Source organism: Variovorax sp. IB41, from assembly GCF_016405905.1.
Classification (GTDB): Bacteria; Pseudomonadota; Gammaproteobacteria; order Burkholderiales; family Burkholderiaceae_C; genus Variovorax.
Genome location: NZ_JAEFCB010000014.1, coordinates 136,453 through 158,349, shown reverse-complemented (window position 1 = coordinate 158,349; position 21,897 = coordinate 136,453). Strand labels below are relative to the sequence as shown.

The 21,897-nt window shown below is 66.4% G+C and carries 19 protein-coding genes; 13 read left to right on the top strand and 6 right to left on the bottom strand.

Annotated elements, in window-relative coordinates; translation table 11 throughout:
- Positions 1 to 31 precede the first annotated feature (31 nt).
- Positions 32 to 625, bottom strand: coding sequence for a YqiA/YcfP family alpha/beta fold hydrolase (locus JC881_RS23115; protein ID WP_198788016.1), 594 nt, complete (start codon positions 623 to 625; stop codon positions 32 to 34).
- A 377-nt stretch (positions 626 to 1,002) separates the two neighbouring features.
- Between JC881_RS23115 and JC881_RS23110 the strand changes: the two genes are divergently transcribed.
- The 6 genes from JC881_RS23110 (at position 1,003) to JC881_RS23085 (ending at position 8,247) form a co-directional block, all read left to right on the top strand.
- Positions 1,003 to 1,746: a response regulator transcription factor gene (locus JC881_RS23110; protein WP_198788015.1), complete on the top strand. Its 744-nt coding sequence runs from the start codon at positions 1,003 to 1,005 to the stop codon at positions 1,744 to 1,746.
- Positions 1,747 to 1,767: 21 nt separating this feature from the next.
- Entirely contained in the window at positions 1,768 to 3,618 is a 1,851-nt protein-coding gene (locus tag JC881_RS23105; RefSeq protein ID WP_332875274.1) for a sensor histidine kinase, read from the top strand.
- Positions 3,619 to 3,650: 32 nt separating this feature from the next.
- Positions 3,651 to 4,805 (top strand): rod shape-determining protein RodA, encoded by a 1,155-nt coding sequence (gene rodA / locus JC881_RS23100; RefSeq protein ID WP_198788013.1) that lies wholly within the window; start codon positions 3,651 to 3,653, stop codon positions 4,803 to 4,805.
- A gap of 48 nt (positions 4,806 to 4,853) precedes the next feature.
- Positions 4,854 to 6,314 carry a metalloprotease TldD gene (gene tldD / locus JC881_RS23095; protein WP_198788012.1) on the top strand — a complete coding sequence of 487 codons (1,461 nt, stop codon included), beginning with the start codon at positions 4,854 to 4,856 and terminating at the stop codon, positions 6,312 to 6,314.
- A 48-nt stretch (positions 6,315 to 6,362) separates the two neighbouring features.
- Positions 6,363 to 6,899: a hypothetical protein gene (locus tag JC881_RS23090; RefSeq protein ID WP_198788011.1), complete on the top strand. Its 537-nt coding sequence runs from the start codon at positions 6,363 to 6,365 to the stop codon at positions 6,897 to 6,899.
- Positions 6,900 to 7,128: 229 nt separating this feature from the next.
- Positions 7,129 to 8,247 carry a 3-deoxy-7-phosphoheptulonate synthase gene (locus tag JC881_RS23085; protein ID WP_198788010.1) on the top strand — a complete coding sequence of 373 codons (1,119 nt, stop codon included), beginning with the start codon at positions 7,129 to 7,131 and terminating at the stop codon, positions 8,245 to 8,247.
- A 23-nt stretch (positions 8,248 to 8,270) separates the two neighbouring features.
- Here the strand turns inward: JC881_RS23085 and JC881_RS23080 are convergent, their stop codons facing one another.
- Positions 8,271 to 8,789, bottom strand: coding sequence for a cupin domain-containing protein (locus JC881_RS23080; protein ID WP_198788009.1), 519 nt, complete (start codon positions 8,787 to 8,789; stop codon positions 8,271 to 8,273).
- Positions 8,786 to 10,198 carry a UDP-N-acetylmuramate:L-alanyl-gamma-D-glutamyl-meso-diaminopimelate ligase gene (gene mpl / locus JC881_RS23075; RefSeq protein WP_198788008.1) on the bottom strand — a complete coding sequence of 471 codons (1,413 nt, stop codon included), beginning with the start codon at positions 10,196 to 10,198 and terminating at the stop codon, positions 8,786 to 8,788. The genes JC881_RS23080 and mpl overlap by 4 nt, the downstream gene beginning before the upstream one ends.
- Positions 10,199 to 10,309: 111 nt before the next feature.
- Between mpl and JC881_RS23070 the strand changes: the two genes are divergently transcribed.
- The 7 genes from JC881_RS23070 to JC881_RS23040 all read left to right on the top strand — a co-directional run bounded on the left by JC881_RS23070 (position 10,310) and on the right by JC881_RS23040 (position 16,719).
- Positions 10,310 to 10,906: a hypothetical protein gene (locus JC881_RS23070; RefSeq protein ID WP_042578348.1), complete on the top strand. Its 597-nt coding sequence runs from the start codon at positions 10,310 to 10,312 to the stop codon at positions 10,904 to 10,906.
- Complete coding sequence (locus JC881_RS23065) at positions 10,907 to 11,461, top strand: TlpA family protein disulfide reductase (RefSeq protein WP_198788007.1); 555 nt, start codon at positions 10,907 to 10,909, stop codon at positions 11,459 to 11,461.
- Positions 11,462 to 11,561: 100 nt separating this feature from the next.
- Positions 11,562 to 12,020, top strand: coding sequence for an acetyl-CoA carboxylase biotin carboxyl carrier protein (gene accB, locus JC881_RS23060; protein ID WP_198788006.1), 459 nt, complete (start codon positions 11,562 to 11,564; stop codon positions 12,018 to 12,020).
- A gap of 2 nt (positions 12,021 to 12,022) precedes the next feature.
- A complete protein-coding gene (gene accC, locus JC881_RS23055; protein ID WP_013539470.1) occupies positions 12,023 to 13,372 on the top strand; it encodes an acetyl-CoA carboxylase biotin carboxylase subunit in 1,350 nt (449 codons plus the stop codon).
- 16 nt (positions 13,373 to 13,388) lie between these two features.
- A complete protein-coding gene (gene prmA, locus JC881_RS23050) occupies positions 13,389 to 14,279 on the top strand; it encodes a 50S ribosomal protein L11 methyltransferase (RefSeq protein ID WP_198788005.1) in 891 nt (296 codons plus the stop codon).
- A gap of 82 nt (positions 14,280 to 14,361) precedes the next feature.
- Positions 14,362 to 15,753, top strand: coding sequence for a zinc-ribbon and DUF3426 domain-containing protein (locus tag JC881_RS23045; RefSeq protein ID WP_198788004.1), 1,392 nt, complete (start codon positions 14,362 to 14,364; stop codon positions 15,751 to 15,753).
- A 63-nt stretch (positions 15,754 to 15,816) separates the two neighbouring features.
- Positions 15,817 to 16,719 carry a carbohydrate kinase family protein gene (locus tag JC881_RS23040; protein WP_198788003.1) on the top strand — a complete coding sequence of 301 codons (903 nt, stop codon included), beginning with the start codon at positions 15,817 to 15,819 and terminating at the stop codon, positions 16,717 to 16,719.
- A gap of 81 nt (positions 16,720 to 16,800) precedes the next feature.
- On the opposite strand, the gene JC881_RS23035 is transcribed toward JC881_RS23040, so the two are convergent.
- From JC881_RS23035 to JC881_RS23025, 3 genes are all read right to left on the bottom strand, one after another.
- A complete protein-coding gene (locus JC881_RS23035; protein ID WP_042578341.1) occupies positions 16,801 to 17,331 on the bottom strand; it encodes a histone H1-like DNA-binding protein in 531 nt (176 codons plus the stop codon).
- A 196-nt stretch (positions 17,332 to 17,527) separates the two neighbouring features.
- Entirely contained in the window at positions 17,528 to 18,766 is a 1,239-nt protein-coding gene (locus JC881_RS23030) for a ribonucleotide-diphosphate reductase subunit beta (protein WP_198788002.1), read from the bottom strand.
- 215 nt (positions 18,767 to 18,981) lie between these two features.
- Entirely contained in the window at positions 18,982 to 21,897 is a 2,916-nt protein-coding gene (locus JC881_RS23025; RefSeq protein WP_198788001.1) for a ribonucleoside-diphosphate reductase subunit alpha, read from the bottom strand.

Below are 21,897 nucleotides of genomic sequence, written 5' to 3'. Positions count from 1 at the left end.
ACACGAAGTGCGCGCAGCCTGGGGGTGTGCTCTATACCGGGTTGATGAACGCCATCACGTCATCGAGGTGTGCCGTCTCGAAATCCGACAGCGCATGGTCGCTGCCTTCCAGCAGCTTGATGTTGCTGTCCGGATAGCGGGCCGACATCTCGTGCCAGTCGAGCGCCTCGTCGCCCTTGGCGATGACGGCGAAGACGCGCTCGGGCCGCGTGAGCGAGCCGACTTCCATGGCGCGCAACTCATGGATGTATTCGGGCCGGAAATAGAAATGCTCGGCCGGGTCGTGCCAGACGGTCTGGTCGCCGATGTAGCGCGTGAGGTCGCGCGCCGGATGCACGGCCGGGTTGAGCAGCACCGCGCGGCAACGCGTCATGCCGGCAACGTAGGTGGCATAGAAGCCGCCCAGCGACGAGCCGATCACGGCCATCGACTTGCGCGGCCAGTCCGCGATGCCCTTCATCACCATGTCGATGGCGTCGTGCGGCGACGGCGGCAACTGCGGGCACCACCACTGCAGGTTCGGATGCGCTTCTGCCACGCGCTGCGCCACGAGCCTCGCCTTGGTCGAACGGGGCGAGGAACGGAAGCCGTGCAGGTATAGCAGATGGGTGGTTTGCGGGTCCATGGGGGGAAGGACGGGAAGAGCGGGAAGGTGCGAACGCCGCACCTGGCTGGCCGAAGCGCGGTGATTTTGCATGAGGTCCGTGCCCGCAAAACGGCTTGCGGGATTCAAAAACCCTGCAGCAAGGGGCTCTTGGGGAAAGCGATAACTCATAACGACTTACATCGCATGAACACCTCGCCGGCCTGGGCCCGGCGCCGGCCGTCCGGCTGGAATTCGAAAGTATTCATGGGCTGCTCCTCGTTGCCGCCGTCGCACGCGAGGCGGTGGACCAGCTGCAGAAGAAAAAATGAAAACGCCCGATTCTCGGGAGGCGATTGGCACTGCGCATCCCATGAAACGGGTATGCATGTACGCCATTCGGCGGGGCATCGAGGCTTATGCTTCTGCCCATGAACACAGAGGCACTGGATGACGGGACGCTGCGCCGATGGGGCGTGCTCGTGGTCGAGGACGACAGTCGCGCGCGCGCTTTCTTCGAGGCGAGCGTGCAGCGCAGCCCGCATCTTTTCTGGCTCGGGAGCGCCGGCACGGTGCAGGAGGCGCTCGGCTGGCTCGCCCGCACCGCGACCATCCCCGACGTGCTGCTGGTCGACCTCGGCATGCCCGACGGCACCGGACTGGACGTGATCCGCGATGCCGTCGCGCGCTTTCCCGGCTGCGAGCCGCTGGTGGTGTCGGTCTTCGGCGATGAAGAGAACGTGCTGGCCAGCATCGAGGCAGGCGCCGTGGGCTACATCCACAAGGACGCCGCGCCCGAGGACATCGCGCAGACCATCGTGGAGATGAAGGCCGGCGCATCGCCGATCTCGCCCATGATCGCGCGGCGCGTGCTGGCCAAGTACCGCAGCCTGCAATCGGCCAGCATCCTCGGTCTGGGCGCCGCCGCACCCGAGGCCGCCTTCGACGAGAACGAGCGGGGCCTTCTTTCCGCGCGCGAGCACGAGGTGCTGACGCTGATCGCGCGCGGCTTCTCGTATGCGGAAATCGCGCGGCTCAAGGGCCTGAGCGTGCACACGGTGCAGACCCACATCAAGAACCTCTACGGCAAGCTCGCGGTGCACTCCAAGAGCGAGGCGGTCTTCGAGGCCACGCGCCTGGGCCTGCTGCCTCACCCGGGCTGAGGACGGATGCTGGCGAGGCTGGTGTCTCTGCGCTCGCTTGTCTCGTTGTGGCTGGCCGTGCTGTTGGCGGGCGCCACGGGTTTCGGGGCCGCGGCGGCGGAGCCGCTCCAGGCGGCCGATGGCTCCATCGAACTGCGCCGCGGCACCATCACGACGTCGGTCGACGGCATCACCCGCACCGGACCGGTCGAGCTCTCCTACCACTGGGACCGCCAGCACCGGGGCCGCCCCGGCCTTGCGAGCTTCGACCTGCCGTTCACCCTTGCGGCCGCGCCGGACACGCCCTGGGGCATCTTCATTCCCCGCGTCGGCAATGTCTTCGAGGTGCAGCTGAACGGGGCGCTGCTGCAGGTCTACGGCGACATGAGCGTGGGCAACGAGGCCGACTACGCCAAGGCGCCCATCTACGTGCCGGTGCCCGGGCGCCTGCTGACCGCCGGCGAGAACCACCTGCAGATCCGCCTGCGCGCCGACAGCGCCCGGCGCGCAGGGCTCTCGCGCGTGGTCGTCGGCCCGGCCACGCCGGTGCGCACCGAACTCTTCGAGAGCGCCTATGCCTGGCGCTTCACCGGCTCGGTGCTGCTCACTGCCTTCAGCCTGATCGTCGGCAGCATTGCGCTGGCGCTCTGGCTCACGCAGGTGGACACCGGCGCCGTGGGCCGCCACCGGCGCGACGGCATCTATCTGTGGGCGGCGCTCGCCGAGTTCTGCTGGGCGATCCGGGTGGCCGACGGCGTGATCGCCGAGCCGCCGCTGCCCTGGGTTCCGTGGGGCGTGCTGATGGCCGCCTGCTATGCGGGCTGGGCGGCGTCGGCCATGATGTTCTGCTACCACCTCGCGGGGTGGGCCCGCAATCCGCGCCTGCAGTGGCTGCGCTGGCCGCTGGCCGCGGTCGTCGCCGGAACGGTCGTGGCGAGCACGCTGGCGCTGCAGCGCGAGCAACCGGTGTGGCTCACCGGCTGGCTCGCCATCGAGATCGTGGTCATCGGCGTCTTCGTCGGCGGCTTCGTGGTGGCGACCGTGCGGCACCCGAGCACCGAGCGGATGCTGGTGGCCATCGCGGCGCTCGTCACGGTGACCTTCGGCATGCGCGACTGGCTGGTGATCCGCCTGAGCGACGCCTACGGCGAGACGACCTGGGTGCGCTATTCGTCGATCTTCTTCGGCATTGCGCTGCTCCTGATCGTGCTGCGGCGCTTTCACGCCGTGAGCACGCAGGCGCGCGGCTGGGTCGCGGCGCTGGCCGACCGGGTCGCGCAGCGCGAGCGCGAACTGGCGCTCACCTATGCCGAGCTCGAACAGGTGGCGCGCGACCAGGCCCGCACCCACGAGCGCGAGCGCATCCTGCGCGACATGCACGACGGGGTGGGCTCGCACATCAGCTCGGCGATCCGGCAACTGCAGTCGGGCCAGACCAGCTCCGAGGAGTTGCTGCGCACGCTGCGCGACTCGCTCGACCAGCTCAAGCTGTCGATCGACTCGATCCACCTGCCGCCGGGTGATGTCGGTGCGCTGCTGGCGGCGCTGCGCTACCGGCTGGAGCCCCGGCTGGCGGCGGCGGGCATCGAATTCGAATGGGCGGTGGACGAGGTCGCGCCGGTGCAACTGCTCGACGCGCACGCCATGCGGCAGCTGCAGTTCCTGCTGTTCGAGGCCATCTCCAACGTGCTGCAGCACGCCCAGGCGAGTGTGCTGCGGATCGAGGCCGACATGCAGGGCGACACCGTGCGGCTGCGGGTGATCGACAACGGCCGGGGCTTCGACGCCGCGCAAGTCCCGAGGGCGCTCCTGGAGCGTGCCGGCGCGATCGGCGCGGTGCTGGCGGTCGAAAGCCGAGCGGGGCGCACGGTCGTTCAACTGGCTTTTGGCTGAAACGGGTTTCGGGGCGCGGATAATCCGCCCCCATGTCCGCCGTGTTCAATCAGCCCTCCCTGGCGCGCCGCATCGCGCCCATCTTCCAGGGCTTTGACGGCTTTCTGGCCTTCGCCGTGCTGCTGCTGGCCTTCGCCGGACTGCTGACCATGTATTCCTCGGGCTACGACCACGGCTCGCGCTTCGTGGACCATGGCCGCAACATGCTGCTGGCCGGCTTCATCATGTTCGTGGTGGCGCAGGTGCCGCCGCAGCGGCTGATGATGTTCGCGGTGCCGCTCTACGCGGCCGGGGTGGCGCTGCTGATCGCGGTGGCGCTCTTCGGCATCACCAAGAAGGGCGCGCAGCGCTGGATCAACGTCGGCGTGGTGATCCAGCCGAGCGAAATCCTCAAGATCGCCATGCCGCTGATGCTGGCCTGGTGGTTCCAGCGGCGCGAAGGCCAGTTGCGGCCGCTCGACTTCGTGGTGGCCACGGTGCTCTTGGCGGTGCCTGTCGGGCTCATCATGAAGCAGCCTGACCTGGGCACCTCGCTGCTGGTGCTGGCCGCGGGCATGGCGGTGATCTTCTTCGCCGGACTGCCCTGGAAGCTGATCGTGCCGCCGGTGCTGATCGGCGCGGTGGCGGTGACGCTGATCGTGGGGTTCGAGTCGAAGCTGTGCGCCGACGGCGTCGACTGGCGCGTGCTGCACGACTACCAGAAGCAGCGCGTGTGCACGCTGCTCGACCCGAGCAAGGACCCGCTGGGCAAGGGCTTCCACATCATCCAGGGGATGATCGCCATCGGCTCGGGCGGCGTCGGCGGCAAGGGCTTCATGCAGGGCACGCAGACGCACCTGGAATTCATTCCCGAGCGCACCACCGACTTCATCTTCGCCGCCTATTCCGAGGAATTCGGGCTGGTGGGCAACCTGGCGCTGATCTCGGCCTTCATCCTGCTGATCTTCCGCGGGCTGGCCATCGCGACCAGCGCGGCGACGCTGTTCTCGCGCCTCCTGGCGGGGGCGGTCACGATGATTTTCTTCACCTACGCCTTCGTCAACATGGGCATGGTGAGCGGCATCCTGCCGGTGGTGGGGGTGCCGTTGCCGTTCATCAGCTACGGCGGGACGGCGATGGTGACGCTGGGGCTGGGACTGGGCATCCTGATGTCGATCGCCCGGGCGAGGAAGCTGGCGCAGAACTAGTGCCCTTGGCGGCGGCGCGGAGCAGGGTGGCTGCCTAGAATGGTGGTCATGATCTCTCGCGAACCCACCATCGAGCGCCTGGCAACAGCCCAACAACTCTTGCTCACGCCGTTCGGCCTGGACGAATCGCACCTGAGCAAGGCCCTGGCCGAGATCACCTCGCACAAGGTGGACGACGCCGACCTCTACTTCCAGTACACGCGCAGCGAAGGCTGGAGCCTCGAAGAGGGCATCGTCAAGACCGGCAGCTTCAGCATCGACCAGGGCGTCGGCGTGCGCGCGGTCAGCGGCGAGAAAACCGCCTTCGCCTACTCGGACGATATTTCCGAAGCCTCGCTCCTCGATGCGGCCCGCACGGTTCGCTCGATTTCTTCCGCCGGCCGCACCGGCCGCGTGAAGACGCCCACCCGCAAGATCGCCTCGAGCCGCTCGCTCTACAACGGCGTCGATCCCATCTCCACGCTCGACAGCACGGCCAAGGTCAAGCTGCTCGAGAAGACCGAGAAGCTGGCCCGCTCGCGCGATCCGCGCGTGGCGCAGGTCATGGCGGGCCTGGCGAGCGAATACGACGTGGTGCTCGTGGCACGTGCGGACGGCACGCTGGCCGCCGACGTGCGGCCGCTGGTGCGCCTGTCGGTCACGGTGATCGCCGAGCAGAACGGCCGCCGCGAAGTCGGCTCCGGCGGCGGTGGCGGGCGCTTTGGCCTCGCCTATTTCGACGACGAGCAGATCGCCGAATACGTCGACCAGGCCGTCAAAGCCGCGCTGACCAACCTGGATGCCCGCCCCGCGCCGGCCGGCGAAATGACCGTGGTGCTCGGCTCCGGCTGGCCCGGCATCCTGCTGCACGAGGCCATCGGCCACGGGCTGGAAGGCGACTTCAACCGCAAGGGCTCCAGCGCGTTCTCCGGCCGCATCGGCCAGCGCGTGGCGGCCAAGGGCGTCACGGTGCTGGACGACGGCACGATCGCCGATCGCCGCGGCTCGCTCAACGTCGACGACGAGGGCAACGCCAGCCAGCGCAACGTGCTGATCGAGGACGGCATCCTCAAGGGCTACATCCAGGACTCGATGAACGCTCGCCTCATGAAGGTCAAGCCCACGGGCAACGGCCGCCGCGAGAGCTACGCCCACGTGCCGATGCCGCGCATGACCAACACCTACATGCTGGGCGGCGACAAGGACCCCCAGGAAATCGTGGCCAGCATCAAGAAGGGCCTCTACGCCACCAACTTCGGCGGCGGACAGGTCGACATCACGAGCGGCAAGTTCGTGTTCTCGGCCAGCGAGGCCTTCTGGGTCGAGAACGGCAAGATCCAGTACCCGGTCAAGGGCGCGACCATCGTGGGCAACGGCCCCGACGCGCTCACCCGCGTGACCATGATCGGCAACGACATGAAGCTCGATTCGGGCGTGGGCACCTGCGGCAAGGAAGGCCAGAGCGTGCCCGTGGGCGTCGGCCAGCCGACCCTTCGGATCGACGGGCTGACCGTGGGTGGAACGGCCTGAAGGCTTGTTAAGCTGCGCTCCTTTACAAACCGAAGGAAGGAGCATTCGATGAGGAACAACAGAATCAACACGTCTGCGGCCCTGTGGGCTGCGGCTGCCGTGGTCGTGCTGGCGAGCGCCGGCTGCGCATCGCGCGGCGGCTCGGGCGCCAGCCAGCCTGCGGCGGCACCGGCTCCCGCACCCGCGGCTTCGGCGCGCACCGGTTCCGGCGCCGGCATGGACGGCCGGGGCAATGTGACCGATTCCTCCAAGGTCGAGGCCGGCAGCGGCCGCACCGTCAAGGGCCTGAACGGCTATGAAGGCGAGATCACCGGCAACCCGGCGCGCAACAGCAAGTTCACCCGCCTGCAGATCGGCATGAGCGCCAAGCAGGTCACCGACATCGCCGGCGCGCCGACCGACCAGGGCGCCTATGTGACGGGCAAGGCCTTCATCCCCTTCTATTTCGGCAGCGACCGCCACCGGTTCGAGATGACCTACAAGGGCCAGGGACGGCTGATCTTCGCGGGCGGCGGCATGGGCGAATACACCAGCGGCAACCTGATCTGGATCATCCACAACGCCAACGAATCGGGCTACCGGTAAACCATCCCCCGGACCCGGCCGCTTGACCGGGTCTTTATTTTCCGTGCTACATTCCGCCCCTATGTCCGCCCTCCGCGCTTACTTTTTTGCCTACTTTTGGTTCCCGGTTTCCGGCGGACGAGAGGCGAGCGCGTAAAGCAAACGAACACCCTCCCAAAACCGCCGGCGCCTCCAGCCCCGGCGGTTTTTTTATGCCCTGACGATATTCACTCCAACAAGGAACAGCACCATGAGCACGAACACTGCCCCGGCCAGCGACAGCTGGTATGCGAGCGTCGAAAAAACCAGCAAGACCGACGACGAACGCATCAAGGACATCAACGTGCTGCCCCCTCCCGAACATCTGATCCGCTTCTTCCCGATCCGCGGCACGCCGGTCGAAACGCTGATCGAGGGCACCCGCCGCAACATCCACAACATCATGGCCGGCAAGGACGACCGGCTGCTGGTGATCATGGGCCCCTGTTCGATCCACGACCCGGCCGCCGCCGTCGAATACGCCAAGCGCCTGAAGGTCGAACGCGAAAAATACGCCGGCACGCTCGAGATCGTGATGCGCGTGTACTTCGAGAAGCCGCGTACCACCGTCGGCTGGAAGGGCCTTATCAACGACCCGTACCTGGACGAGAGCTTCCGCATCGACGAGGGCCTGCGCATCGCCCGCCAGCTGCTGATCGACATCAACCGCATCGGCCTGCCGGCGGGCAGCGAGTTCCTGGACGTGATCTCGCCCCAGTACATCGGCGACCTGATCGCCTGGGGCGCCATCGGCGCGCGCACCACCGAGAGCCAGGTGCACCGCGAGCTGGCCTCCGGTCTCTCGGCGCCCATCGGCTTCAAGAACGGCACCGACGGCAACATTCGCATCGCGACCGACGCCATCCAGGCGGCCGCGCGCGGCCATCACTTTCTCTCGGTGCACAAGAACGGCCAGGTCGCGATCGTGCAGACCAACGGCAACCGCGACTGCCACGTGATCCTGCGCGGCGGCAAGGCGCCGAACTACGACGCGGCCAGCGTCGAAGCCGCCTGCAAGGACCTGGAAGCCGCCAAGCTGCCGCCCACGCTGATGGTCGACTGCAGCCATGCCAACAGTTCCAAGCAGCACCAGAAGCAGATCGACGTGGCCAAGGACATCGCCGGGCAGATCGCCGGCGGCTCCAACCGCGTGTTCGGCGTGATGGTCGAGAGCCACCTGCAGGCCGGCGCCCAGAAGTTCACGCCGGGCAAGGACCAGCTCTCGGGCCTCGAATACGGCAAGAGCATCACCGACGCCTGCATCGGCTGGGACGATTCGGTGCAGGTGCTCGAGACGCTGTCGCAGGCCGTCAAGGCCCGCCGCGGCTGAAGCGAAAGGGAAAGGGCCGGGGGCTAGAGCATCCCGGCCAGTTCGGGCCAGTGGTGCCGCATCGACGCCGCCTCGTCGCTGTCGGGCGGCACCATCGAGAAGTCGGCGAAGTCGAAGCCCGGGCCGACCATGCAGGCGACCAGCGTGTAGTCGCCTGACGAATGGCCCTGGATCGGCCGGGCCGCCTGCCACTGGCCGGCCGGCACCACATGCTGGGGGCGCGTGCCGTGCGCGTCGACCGGGCCCAGCCGCACATGGGCCGGCGCCGTGCGCATCGCGGCATCGCAGGTCCAGAGCGCCAGCGGCACGCCTTCCAGGTGCACCCAGACTTCATCGGACAGCACCCTGTGCCATCGCGAATGCTGACCCGCCTCGAGCAGGAAGTAGATGCTGGTGAGCGCGCTGCGCGCATCCCGGCCATCGGTGGGCAGCACGCTGGCCGTCGAGCGAAACACCTCCCTGTACCAGCCGCCTTCCGGGTGAGGCTGCAGCCGCAGGGTTTCGACCAGTTCGCGGGCACGTGTGAGGGGCATGGCGGTCATGATGCGGCTGCCGCGCGGAGCGCCGCAAGCAGTTTGTCGTGCACGCCGCCGAAGCCGCCGTTGCTCATGCAGACGATGTGATCGCCCGGTCGCGCGGCCGCGACGATCTGCGCGACCAGCGGCTCGACGGCTCCGGCGACCTGCGCGCGGTCGCCCATCGGTGCCAGGGCTGCGGCGGCGTCCCAGTCGAGCCCGGCCGTGTGGCAGAACGAGAGGTCGGCGGATTCCAGGCTCCACGGCAACTGCGCGGCCATGACGCCCAGCTTCATCGTGTTGCTGCGCGGCTCGAAGGCCGCGAGGATGCGCTCACTTTGCTTGCCGGCGTCGTCGAGCTTCTTGCGCAGGCCCTCCAGCGTGGTGCGGATGGCGGTGGGGTGGTGCGCGAAGTCGTCGTAGACCGTGATCGCGCCGCCGTTTCGCTCGACCGTGCCGCGCAGCTCCATGCGCCGGCGCACGTTGCGAAAGCTTCCGAGCGCGCGCGCCGCGTCGGCCGGCGAAACGCCCACGTGGTCGGCGGCGGCGATGGCGGCCAGCGCATTCATCTGGTTGTGCAGGCCCGAGAGTTCCCACTCGACCCGGCCGACTTTTTCGCCTCGCCTGAGCACGTCGAAGGCGTCGTGCGAGCCTGCCGCCTGCCATTCGCTGTCCGGGCCGCCCGCGCCGAAGCGCGCAAGCTCGCTCCAGCAGCCCTGGGCCAGCACGCGCTGCAGGCTTTCCTCGGTGGCATTCACCACCAGCCGCCCGGTGCCGGGCACGGTGCGCACGAGGTGATGGAACTGGCGCTCGATGTCGCCAAGGTCGTCGAAGATGTCCGCGTGGTCGAACTCGAGGTTGTTGAGCACCGCGGTGCGCGGCCGGTAGTGCACGAACTTGCTGCGCTTGTCGAAGAAGGCGGTGTCGTATTCGTCGGCCTCGATGACGAAGGCGGCGCCGTCGCCCAATCGGGCCGACACGCCGAAGTCCAGCGGCACGCCGCCCACCAGGAAGCCCGGCGCCTTGCCGCCTTGCTCGAGCGCCCAAGCCAGCATCGAAGTGGTGGTCGTCTTGCCGTGCGTGCCGGCCACCGCCAGCACGTGGCGGCCCAGCAGCACGTGCTCGGCCAGCCACTGCGGACCGCTCGTGTAGGGCTTGCCGGCGTCGAGGATGGCTTCCATCAACGGGAACTTGAGGCTGCCGTCGGGCAGGCGCGCCCTCGAAACCACGTTGCCCACCACGAACATGTCGGGCGCGAGGGCGAGTTGGTCGGCGCCGAAACCTTCGATGAGATCGATGCCGAGGGCGCGCAGCTGGTCGCTCATCGGCGGGTACACGCCGGCATCGCAGCCCGTGACCCGGTGGCCCGCTTCGCGCGCCAGGGCGGCCACGCCACCCATGAACGTGCCGCAGATACCCAGAATATGAATGTGCATCGGGCGATTCTAGGGAGGCGGAATGCGGGGCTCGGCAGGCGAGCCCGGCCTTCGCCCCGAGCTTCGTGTTGATTTCGTGTGCGTGACGCCTACTGCGGGCAAAATGCCCCGATGGACACGTCCAAGCGCGAAATCGCCGCCACCGCAGCCCGCCTTGTCGTCGAGGAAGGGCTGGAATACGGCCCCGCCAAACGCAGGGCCGTGCGTGACCTGGGCCTGTCGGCGCGCACTTCGCTGCCGAACAACGACGAAGTCGAGGCCGAGGTGCGCGACTACATCGCGCTTTTCTGCGCCGACACCCAGCCGCAAGAACTGCACGCGCTGCGCCTCTTGGCGCTGGAATGGATGGAGCGTATGGCGGCCTTCCGGCCGCACATCGGCGGCGCCGTGTGGCACGGCACGGCCACCCGGCTGTCGGACATTTACATACAGATGTTCTGCGATGATTCCAAGTCCGCCGAGATCGCCCTCATCGACCACCACGTGGACTACGAGCCGCGCATGGTCACCGGCTTTCACGGCGAGCAGGTCGAGGCCTTGAGCGTGCATGCGCCCAGCCGTGCGCTCGGCGAGGAGATCGGCGTGCATCTCTTGGTCTACGACCTGGACGACCTGCGCGGCGCCTTGAAGCCCGATGCCCAGGGCCGTACGCCGCGCGGCGACCTGCCTGCCTTGCGCCGGCTGATTGAAAGAGAAAAGGACAAGTGAATGACTTCTTCGCCGACACGACGCGGCATGCTCTATGGCGGCGTGGCGGCGGTGGCCGCCGCTGCCGGGGTGGGTGGCGCCTGGTGGCGGGAACGCAGCGCCGGCAGCAATGCGGGGGGTGGCGAGCAACTGGACGCGACCTTCTGGGCCCAGAAATTCGAACGGCCGGAGGGTGGTGACTTCGTCCTGTCGAGCCTGCGCGGCAAGCCGCTGCTGCTCAACTTCTGGGCCACCTGGTGCCCACCGTGCGTCGAAGAAATGCCGATGATCGACGCCTTCTTCCGCCAAAACGGCGCCAATGGCTGGCAAGTGGTTGGATTGGCCATCGATCAACCAAGCGCGGTGCGCAAGTTCCTGCAACGCACCCCGGTCACCTATCCCACGGGTCTGGCGGGCCTGCAAGGCACGGAACTCGTCAAGAATCTGGGCAACACCGGCGGCGGACTGCCGTTCACATTGGTTGTCAACGGTAACGGTTCGGTTGCAGCTCGTAAAATGGGCAAGCTCGAAACCGCCGATCTGGAGACATGGCGGCGTGAACTTGTTCATGGTTAGAATCGGCCGCCCAAGCTGGCGTTAGCCACCAAACGCTGAAAATCGCCGATTTTCAGCTCAGTTATATCCGAATGACCGGCAAAGCCGGCACTGGAGTCCCATGGATCTGCGCAAACTCAAGACACTGATCGATCTGGTGTCCGAATCGAATATTTCCGAACTGGAAATCACCGAAACCGAAGGCAAGGTTCGCATCGTCAAGGGCGGCGGCGCCGCCCCGGTGCAGTATGTGCAAACTCTGGCCGCGCCGCCCGCTGCCGTCCCAACCGCAGGTGCGCCTGCAGCCACGGCCGCCAGCGCCCCCGCGGTCGAAGCCGCACCGACCGGCCACGCGGTCAAGTCGCCGATGGTGGGCACGTTCTATCGCTCGTCCAGCCCGGGCGCCGCTGCTTTCGTCGAAATCGGCAGCAAGGTCAATGAAGGCGACACGATCTGCATCATCGAAGCGATGAAGATCCTCAACGAAATCGAAGCCGACAAGTCCGGCACGATCACCCAGATCCTCGGCGAAAACGGGCAGGCGGTCGAATACGGCCAGCCGCTGTTCATCATCGAGTGACCATGTTCAAGAAGATCCTGGTTGCAAACCGGGGGGAGATTGCCCTCCGGATTCAGCGCGCCTGCAGCGAGATGGGCATCAAGGCCGTGATGGTCTATTCCGAAGCCGATCGCGACGCCAAATACGTCAAGCTGGCGCAGGAAGCCGTCTGCATCGGCCCGGCCCCTTCGGCGCTGAGCTATCTCAACATGCCGGCGATCATTTCGGCGGCCGAAGTGACGGACGCCGAAGCCATTCACCCCGGCTACGGTTTCCTGAGCGAAAACGCCAACTTCGCCGAACGCGTGGAGCAGAGCGGTTTCCAGTTCATCGGCCCGACGCCGGATAACATCCGCACGATGGGCGACAAGGTCTCGGCCAAGCAGGCCATGATCAAGGCGGGCGTGCCTTGCGTGCCCGGCTCCGAGGGCGAGCTCTCGGACGACGCCGCCACCAACAAGCGCATTGCCCGCGCGATCGGCTACCCGGTCATCATCAAGGCGGCGGGCGGCGGCGGTGGCCGCGGCATGCGCGTGGTGCACACCGAGGCGGCGCTGGTCAACGCGATCCAGATGACCAAGGCGGAGGCCGGCGCGGCCTTCAGCAATCCGGCCGTGTACATGGAGAAGTTTCTCCAGAACCCGCGCCACATCGAGATCCAGATCCTCGCCGACAAGCACAAGAACGCGGTCTATCTGGGCGAGCGCGACTGCTCCATGCAGCGCCGCCACCAGAAGGTGATCGAGGAATCGCCGGCCCCCGGCATTCCGCGCAAGCTGATCGAGAAGATCGGCGAGCGCTGCGCGGCCGCCTGCAAGAAGATCGGCTACCGCGGCGCCGGCACCTTCGAGTTCCTCTATGAGAACGGCGAGTTCTACTTCATCGAGATGAACACGCGCGTGCAGGTGGAGCACCCGGTGACCGAGTTCACCACCGGCATCGACATCGTGAAGACGCAGATCATGGTGGCCGCCGGCGAGAAGCTGCCGTTCACCCAGCGCCAGATCGAGATGCGCGGCCATGCCATCGAGGTGCGCATCAACGCCGAGGACGCCTGGAAGTTCACGCCGTCGCCGGGCCGCATCACCATGTGGCACCCGCCGGGCGGCCCGGGCGTTCGCGTCGACTCGCACGCCTACACCAACTACTTCGTGCCCCCGAACTACGACTCGATGATCGGCAAGATCATCGTGTACGGCGACACGCGCGAGCAGGCCATGGCGCGCATGCGCACGGCGCTGAACGAGACCGTGATCGAAGGCATCCAGACCAACATCCCGCTGCACCGCGAGCTGATGGTCGACGCCAAGTTCATGAGCGGCGGCACGAACATCCATTACCTGGAAGAGTGGCTCGCGGCGCACAAGCGCTGATCCACGAGACGACGCCATGTTCGAACTTCGCCTGATGGCACCGGAAGACCGGGTCGAAATGCTCAGCGACGCGCTCGATGCACTCGACGCGCTGAGCGTCTCGGTCGAGGACGCCGACGCGCAGACCGATGCCGAGCAGGCGCTGTTCGGCGAGCCCGGCATGCCGCCGCCCAAGGAGGGCTGGCAGCGCTCGCGCGTGATCGCGCTGTTCCCCGACGAGGCGCTGGCGAACGAGGCCGCATCGCTGCTCGCGCTGCAGGACTTCTTCGAAGGCTGCGCGGTGCTGGGCGTTGCGCCGGTGCCCGAGCAGGACTGGGTGCGCCTCACGCAATCGCAGTTCACGCCGGTCGAGATCACGTCCGAGTTCTGGATCGTGCCGACCTGGCACGAGCCGCCCGCAGGGGCCAAGCAGGTGATCCGGCTGGACCCGGGCCTGGCCTTCGGCACCGGCACGCATCCCACCACCCGCATGTGCCTGCGCTGGATCGCCAGGCAGGGCCAAGGCGCCTTCGGCAAGCAGCGCGTGCTCGACTACGGCTGCGGCTCGGGCATCCTGGCGATCGGCGCGGCGAAATTTGGCGCGCTCGACATCGATGCCGTCGACATCGACGAGGCCGCGGTCTCCTCGGCGTTGCTCAATGCCGAGGCCAATGGCGTCAGCCTGAACGCGGGCCTGCCGGACGTGGCCAAGGGCGCCTACGACACCGTGCTCGCCAACATCCTGGCCACGCCGCTCAAGTTGCTTGCACCGCTGCTGCGCAACCACGTGGCGCCGGGCGGATCGCTGGTGATGGCCGGCATCCTCGAGCGCCAGGCCGACGAGCTGAAAGAGGCCTATGCGCCGTATGCGGCCCTGGAGGTCAGCGACAGCGAGGACGGCTGGATCCTGATGACGGCGCGCTGCTGAGCAGCGCGGCCGGGTTGTCGCGCCGCCGCGCACCGTTCGCGCCATTCATGCGACGGGGGCCCAACCCTACAATCGCCCGGTCATGAGCCTCGTCACGCGCTGCCCCGCCTGCACCACCACCTTCAAGGTGGTGCGCGACCAGCTTCGCATCTCCGACGGTTGGGTGCGCTGCGGCCGCTGCAGCCATGTGTTCGACGCGACGCTCGATCTGCACGAATCGTCCGATGGGGCCGCCGCACCGCCGCCGGCGGCAGGCTATTCGCCCGCGCTGGTCGAACCGTCCTCCGAGAGTCGGGTCGACACGCCGCCTGCGTCATCGCAGCCTTCCCCGGCCTCCGAAGATGCGGACTTCTTCGATGACGAGCCCGAAGCGCATGCCCATGCCGAGGTGGCGCATCCGCCGCCAGCGCCGGAAGAGCCCGAGCCCGCTGCGCAAGTCACGGTCGCGCAGCCGCCCGAACCGCAGCCACCCGCTCCATCCCCGCCGGCCCCGGCGCTCGCGTTGCCCGCGCACGGCATCGTCGCGGACGAGCCGTGGTCCGACCTGGATGTCAGCGAGCCCGCATGGCGGCCGCCGGCGAGCTCCCTGCCGCCGTTCCCGAACATCGATCTGAATCTCGCGGCTCCGCCGCCATCGCCGCCTCCGCCGGCCCCTCCGTTGCCGGTGTCTCGCGCCAAGACGCATGGGCTGGTCGAGCCGACCCTGGACGACGACGCCGAGGAAAAAGAAGACGACGAGAAGGACCACGACCAGGTGCAGATGCAGAAGGCGCTGCGCCGGGCACGCATCAAGTCGGCCAAGATCGCGAGCGCCAACAAGTCGCGCGAAGCCAGGGCCGCCGCCAAGGCCGCGTCGTCGTCGATGGTCCGGGAGGCGAGCGAGCCGGAGAGCGCCGCCTCGCTGCCGCCCATGTTCGCGGAGCGCGAGGAGGAGCACGCCTTCGGCGACGACGAAGAGCACGACGCCCACGCGCCCGGCTTCTGGCAGCGCAAGGGCGTTCGGCGCTTGCTGGTCCTGCTGGCGGTGCTGGCCGCACTTCTCCTCATCGTGCAGATCGTTCGCCATGAGCGCGACGGCATCGTCGCGCGCCAGCCAGGGCTGCGTCCGGCGCTGGCGGCGCTGTGCCAGTACACCGGCTGCGAGCTCTCGGCGCTGCGCCAGATCGGCGACATCATGATCGAGGGCGCCGCCTTCGCGCGCGAGAAGAGCGGCGGCAACGACTATCGCCTCAGCTTCACCTTGCGCAACGGCGCGACCGTGCCGCTCGCGATGCCGGCCGTGGAGCTCTCGCTGCTCGACACGCAGGAGCGCGCGGTGGTGCGGCGTGTGCTGACACCCGCGGACTACGGCGCGCCGTCGGTGCTCGCGGCGCGGGCCGACCGCGCCGCTTCATTGCCGCTGACGCTGTCGCCGAACGAAGCGGCCGCGCTGCCGCCCATTGCGGGCTACCGCGTGGAAGCCTTCTATCCCTAGCTGGACGCCTGCACGCAAGCGTCCTTCTTCCATTCATCTTCTTTCAACGAAAACGGTCCACCCATGGCAGCAGTGATTTGCGGTTCCCTCGCGTTCGACACCATCATGACTTTCGAGGGACGGTTCGCCGATCAGATCCTTCCGGACCAGCTGCACATCCTGAACGTGTCGTTCCTCGTGCCCGGCCTGCGCCGCGACTTCGGCGGCTGCGCCGGCAACATCGCCTACAGCCTCAACGCGCTGGGCGGCACGGCGCTGCCGATGGCCACGCTCGGCAGCGACGGCGCCGACTACCTGGAACGCATGCGCTCGCTGGGCATCGACACCGAGTTCGTGCGCCAGCTCGACGACACCTTCACCGCGCAGGCGATGATCATGAACGACGTCGACAACAACCAGATCACCGCGTTCCACCCCGGCGCGATGCAGCAGGCGCACATCACCAAGGTGGCCGCGCGGGACGACATCAAGGTCGGCATCATCGCGCCCGATGGCCGCGAGGCGATGCTGCAGCACGCGGAACAATTCGCGGCCGCCGGAATTCCGTTCGTGTTCGATCCGGGCCAGGGCCTGCCGATGTTCGACGGCGATGCGCTCAAGCACTTCGTCGAGCTCGCGAGCTGGGTCGTGGTCAACGACTACGAAGGAAAGATGCTGTCGCAGCGCACCGGCTGGAGCCTGGCCGAGATCTCCAAGCGCGTGCGCGGCCTGGTGGTCACGCTGGCGGCCGAGGGCTGCGAAGTGTGGACCGACGGCGAGCGCGAGCACGTGCCGGGCGTGACGCCCACCGCCGTGGTCGAGCCCACGGGTTGCGGCGACGCATGGCGCGGCGCACTGTTGTTCGGCCTGGAAAAGGAATGGCCGCTCGCGCAATGCGCAGCCCTCGGCAATCGCATTGGCGCGCTCAAGATCGCGCAGCGCGGACCGCAGAACTACCAGGTCGACCGCAAGGCGCTGGGCCTGTAAGAAGCCGCTTTTTCGAGCGCCTATAAAAAAACCCGACACCGTGAGGTGCCGGGTTTTTTGCCGTCAAGGGCGCTTTGAAACTCAGGGCTTGCTGGCCGTGGGAAACGGCCAGGCTGCCTGGGGATTCAGCGTCGTTTGCGCGGCAGGGGCAGGTGCTACAGCAGCCTTGGCGGGTGCCTTGGCAGCCTTCTTCGCAGCAGGCTTCTTGGCAGCAGCGGCAGGCTTGGCAGCGGGCTTTTTCGCGGCTTTCTTGGCCGCAGCCTTTTTCGCAGGAGCCTTCTTGGCGGCGGCCTTCTTTGCAGGGGCCTTCTTGGCAGCTGCCTTCTTGGCAGGAGCCTTCTTCGCCGCAGCCTTCTTCGCCGGCGCCTTCTTGGCAGCGGCCTTCTTCGCCGGAGCCTTCTTCGCAGCAGCCTTCTTGGCCGGTGCTGCCTTCTTCGCTGCTACCTTCTTGGCAGGAGCCTTCTTGGCGGCGACCTTCTTTGCAGCAACCTTCTTGGCCGGAGCCTTCTTCGCTGCTACCTTCTTTGCCGGAGCCTTCTTGGCCGCGACCTTCTTTGCCGGAGCCTTCTTTGCAGCGGCTTTCTTAGCCGGCGCTTTCTTTGCAGTTGCCATTTCTATTTCTCCTTGATCAAGTTGAAAAAATCAACCTATTGAAGCACTCCACGCACGTTGGGAGCGTGAAGCGATTCATGGCGTTGGAATCTGAGCCCCAGCACCATGAACACCTGAGCCCTCGTCCATGCCGCGCTCTTCGGCGCGATCGGTGGCAAGGGCAATTCTTGAATTCATTAATTCTTATCGGAAAGATTCAATCCCAGGAGAGCGCACCACCCGACTGGTACTCGATCACGCGGGTTTCGAAAAAGTTGCGCTCTTTCTTCAGGTCAATCATTTCGCTCATCCAGGGGAACGGGTTTTCTTCGTTCGGGAAGAGCGTTTCGAGGCCGATCTGCTGTGCGCGCCGGTTGGCGATGTACCGCAGGTAGCCCTTGAACATGGAGGCGTTCATGCCGAGCACGCCGCGCGGCATGGTGTCTTCGGCGTATTTGTATTCGAGCTCGACGGCCTTCATGAAGAGGTCCTTGATCTCGGCCTTGAACTCGGGGGTCCAGAGGCCGGGATTCTCGAGCTTGAGCTGGTTGATCAGGTCGATGCCGAAATTGCAGTGCATCGACTCGTCGCGCAGGATGTACTGGTACTGCTCGGCGGCGCCGGTCATCTTGTTCTGGCGGCCCAGCGCAAGGATTTGCGTGAAGCCGACGTAGAAGAAGAGGCCTTCCATCAGGCAGGCGAACACGATGAGCGACTTGAGCAGCGTCTGGTCGGTCTCGTGCGTGCCGGTCTTGAAGTGCGGATCGCTGATGGCCTCGATGAACGGGAGCAGGAACTGGTCCTTCTCGCGGATCGACTGCACTTCGTTGTACGCGTTGAAGATCTCGCTCTCGTCCAGGCCGAGCGACTCGACGATGTACTGGTACGCGTGCGTGTGGATCGCTTCCTCGAAGGCCTGGCGCAGCAGGAACTGGCGGCACTCGGGGGCCGTGATGTGGCGGTAGGTGCCCAGCACGATGTTGTTGGCGGCCAGCGAATCGGCGGTCACGAAGAAGCCGAGGTTGCGCTTGACGATGCGGCGTTCGTCTTCGGTCAGGCCGTTCGGGTCTTTCCACAACGCGATGTCGCGCGTCATGTTCACTTCCTGCGGCATCCAGTGGTTGGCGCAGGTGGCGAGGTACTTTTCCCAAGCCCACTTGTACTTGAACGGCACCAGCTGGTTGACGTCGGTCTGGCCGTTGATGATGCGCTTGTCGGAGGCCTTGACGCGTTGCGCCACGACGGGAACCGAAGCGGGAGCAACCTGGCGCAGCGGTGCGGCGGCGCCGTCATCGAGCGTGCGCGTGGCAGACGATGCGGGTTGTGCAATCGACGAAGTCGGAGCGTCCACCGAACGGCCTGCGGGCAAGCCGCTGGTCGATGCGTTGTGGTGCTGCAATCCTTGTTGCATATCCTTTGGTAAGGAGGGCTTGACTTCTTCGTCCCAGGTCAACATAGAAAAATCCAATGCTCAAATTATCGGAGTAACGATGTGAGTTGCAAAGTGCTCGTTCACATCGCGCTCCATTTATGTGGTTGTTATGTTGCTCGCATGCATCGCGCGATGTCAGTCAATGGCTTCATTGCTTGAACGTCGCACGACTTTCGCATGCACCTCACTGACTCAACTGACTCTGTCTTGTCGCGAGCATCGGCGCGTTGCAACGGTTGTCACTGGCACGCTTCGCAGGTCGGATCGTCCACACCGCAGAACGCGATGTCGGTGGCGGGCATCGCGCTCATCTGTGCCTTCGCTGCAGCAGCGGCGGCTTCGAGTGCGCTCATGCCCGAGGGTGCGTCGTTGCCCGACGACACCGCATTGAGACGGCCCGATTGCACCGTCGACTTTTCTGCGTGCGTCGCGCTCTGCGTGCGCAGGTAGTAAGTGGTCTTCAAGCCGCGCAGCCATGCGAGCTTGTAGGTGTCGTCCAGCTTCTTGCCCGATGCGCCGGCCATGTAGATGTTGAGCGACTGCGCCTGGTCGATCCACTTCTGGCGACGCGAGGCGGCTTCGACGAGCCACGTGGTTTCCACTTCGAACGCGGTGGCGTAGAGCGCCTTCACGTCCTGCGGCACGCGGTCGATGGGACGCAGCGATCCGTCGAAGTGCTTCAGGTCCATCACCATCACGTCGTCCCACAGGCCCAGGCGCTTCAGGTCACGCACCAGGTAGTGGTTGATCACGGTGAACTCGCCCGACAGGTTCGACTTGACCGAGAGGTTGCCGAAGCACGGCTCGATCGAGGCGTCCACGCCGATGATGTTCGAGATGGTCGCCGTCGGTGCGATGGCCACGCAGTTCGAATTGCGCATGCCGTCGGCCTTGATCTTGGAACGCAGCGCATCCCAGTCGAGCGTGGCCGATCGGTCCACTTCGACGTAGCCGCCGCGTGCCTGCTCCAGCAGGTCGAGCGTGTCGATCGGCAAGATGCCCTTGTCCCACAGCGAGCCCTTGTAGCTGGAGTACTTGCCGCGTTCCTTGGCGAGCTCGGTCGATGCCCAGTAGGCGTGGTAGCAGATGGCTTCCATCGACTCGTCGGCGAACTGCACGGCTTCCTGCGAGGCGTAGGGAATGCGCAGTTCGTACAGCGCGTCCTGGAAGCCCATGAGGCCCAGGCCCACCGGACGGTGGCGCAGGTTCGAGTCGCGCGCCTTCTTCACGGCGTAGTAGTTGATGTCGATCACGTTGTCGAGCATGCGCATCGCGGTGGAGATCGTCCGCTTGAGCTTCTCCTGGTCGACCTTGCCATCCTTCAGATGCTGCAGCAGGTTCACCGAACCCAGGTTGCAGACGGCCGTTTCGGTGTCGCTGGTGTTCAGCGTGATCTCGGTGCAGAGGTTCGACGAGTGCACGACGCCGGCGTGCTGCTGCGGCGAGCGCACGTTGCAGGCGTCCTTGAACGTGATCCAGGGATGGCCGGTCTCAAACAGCATCGTGAGCATCTTGCGCCAGAGGTCCGACGCCTGGACGGTGCGGCTGGGCTTGATGTCGCCGCGGGCGGCCTTCTCTTCGTAGGCCACGTAGGCCTTTTCGAAGTCGGCGCCGAACAGGTCGTGCAGGTCAGGCACGTTGGAGGGCGAGAACAGCGTCCAGGTGCCCTTTTCCATCACTCGGCGCATGAAGAGGTCGGGGATCCAGTTGGCCGTGTTCATGTCGTGCGTGCGGCGGCGGTCGTCGCCGGTGTTCTTGCGCAGTTCCAGGAACTCTTCGATGTCCAGGTGCCACGATTCCAGGTACGTGCAGACGGCGCCCTTGCGCTTGCCGCCCTGGTTCACGGCCACGGCCGTGTCGTTCACCACCTTCAGGAACGGCACCACGCCCTGCGATTCGCCGTTCGTGCCCTTGATGTGGCTGCCGAGCGCGCGCACGCGGGTCCAGTCGTTGCCCAGGCCGCCCGCGAACTTGGAGAGCAGCGCGTTTTCCTTGATCGATTCGTAGATGCCGTCCAGGTCGTCGGGCACGGTGGTGAGGTAGCAGCTCGAGAGCTGCGAGCGCAGCGTGCCGGCGTTGAAGAGCGTCGGCGTGCTGGACATGAAGTCGAACGACGACAGCACTTCGTAGAACTCGATGGCGCGCGCTTCGCGGTCGATTTCGCCGAGCGACAGGCCCATGGCCACGCGCATGAAGAAAGCCTGCGGCAGTTCGATGCGGGTCTTGCGCACGTGCAGGAAGTAGCGGTCGTACAGCGTCTGCAGGCCCAGGTAGTCGAACTGGTTGTCGCGCTCGGCCTTCAGGGCCGCACCCAGGCGGGGCAGGTCGTACTGCAGCAGCTTCTCGTCGAGCAGGTCGTTCTCCACGCCCTTCTTGATGAACTGCGGGAAGTAGTCGGCGTAGGCGGTGGCGCGGTCCACCGGCATCACTTCGCGGCCGACGATCTCCTTGAAGATCGTGTGCAGCAGGAGGCGCGCGGTGGCGAAGGTGTAGTCGGGGTCTTTCTCGATCAGCGTGCGGGCCGCCAGGATCGAGGCCTTGTACACCTCGTCGAGCGGCACGCCGTCGTAGAGGTTGCGCATCGTCTCGGCGACGATCGGCTGGGCGGTGATGCTGTCGCCCAGGTTCTCGCAGGCCGATTCGATCAGGCCCTTGAGTTGGTTCAGGTCCAGCGCGACGCGTTCGCCGTTGTCCAGCACGTGCAGCGTCGGCGTGGCCGGCGCTTCCTGCTCGACCTGCTTGGAACGCTCCTGCGTGCGGCGTTCGCGGTACAGCACGTAGGCGCGTGCGATCTCGTGATGGCCGCCGCGCATCAGGCCGAGCTCGACCTGGTCCTGCACGTCTTCGATGTGGAAGGTGCCGCCGCCCGGACGCGAACGCACCATGGCGCGGATCACGCCTTGCGTGAGCACGTCGACCGTCTCGCGCACGCTGGCCGAAGCCGCGCCCTGGGTGCCGTGCACGGCCAGGAAGGCCTTCATCATCGCGATGGCGATCTTGTTCGGCTCGAAGGGAACGACGGCGCCGTTGCGGCGGATGATCTGGTAGTGCGCAAGGTTCTGGCCGGCAGGGGAGCCGGCCGTGTCTCGCTGCTGTTGGGGTGGCGTGGAGGGAACGGCACGCGGGGTCGATGGGGTGTTCAGGGCAGTTTGCAT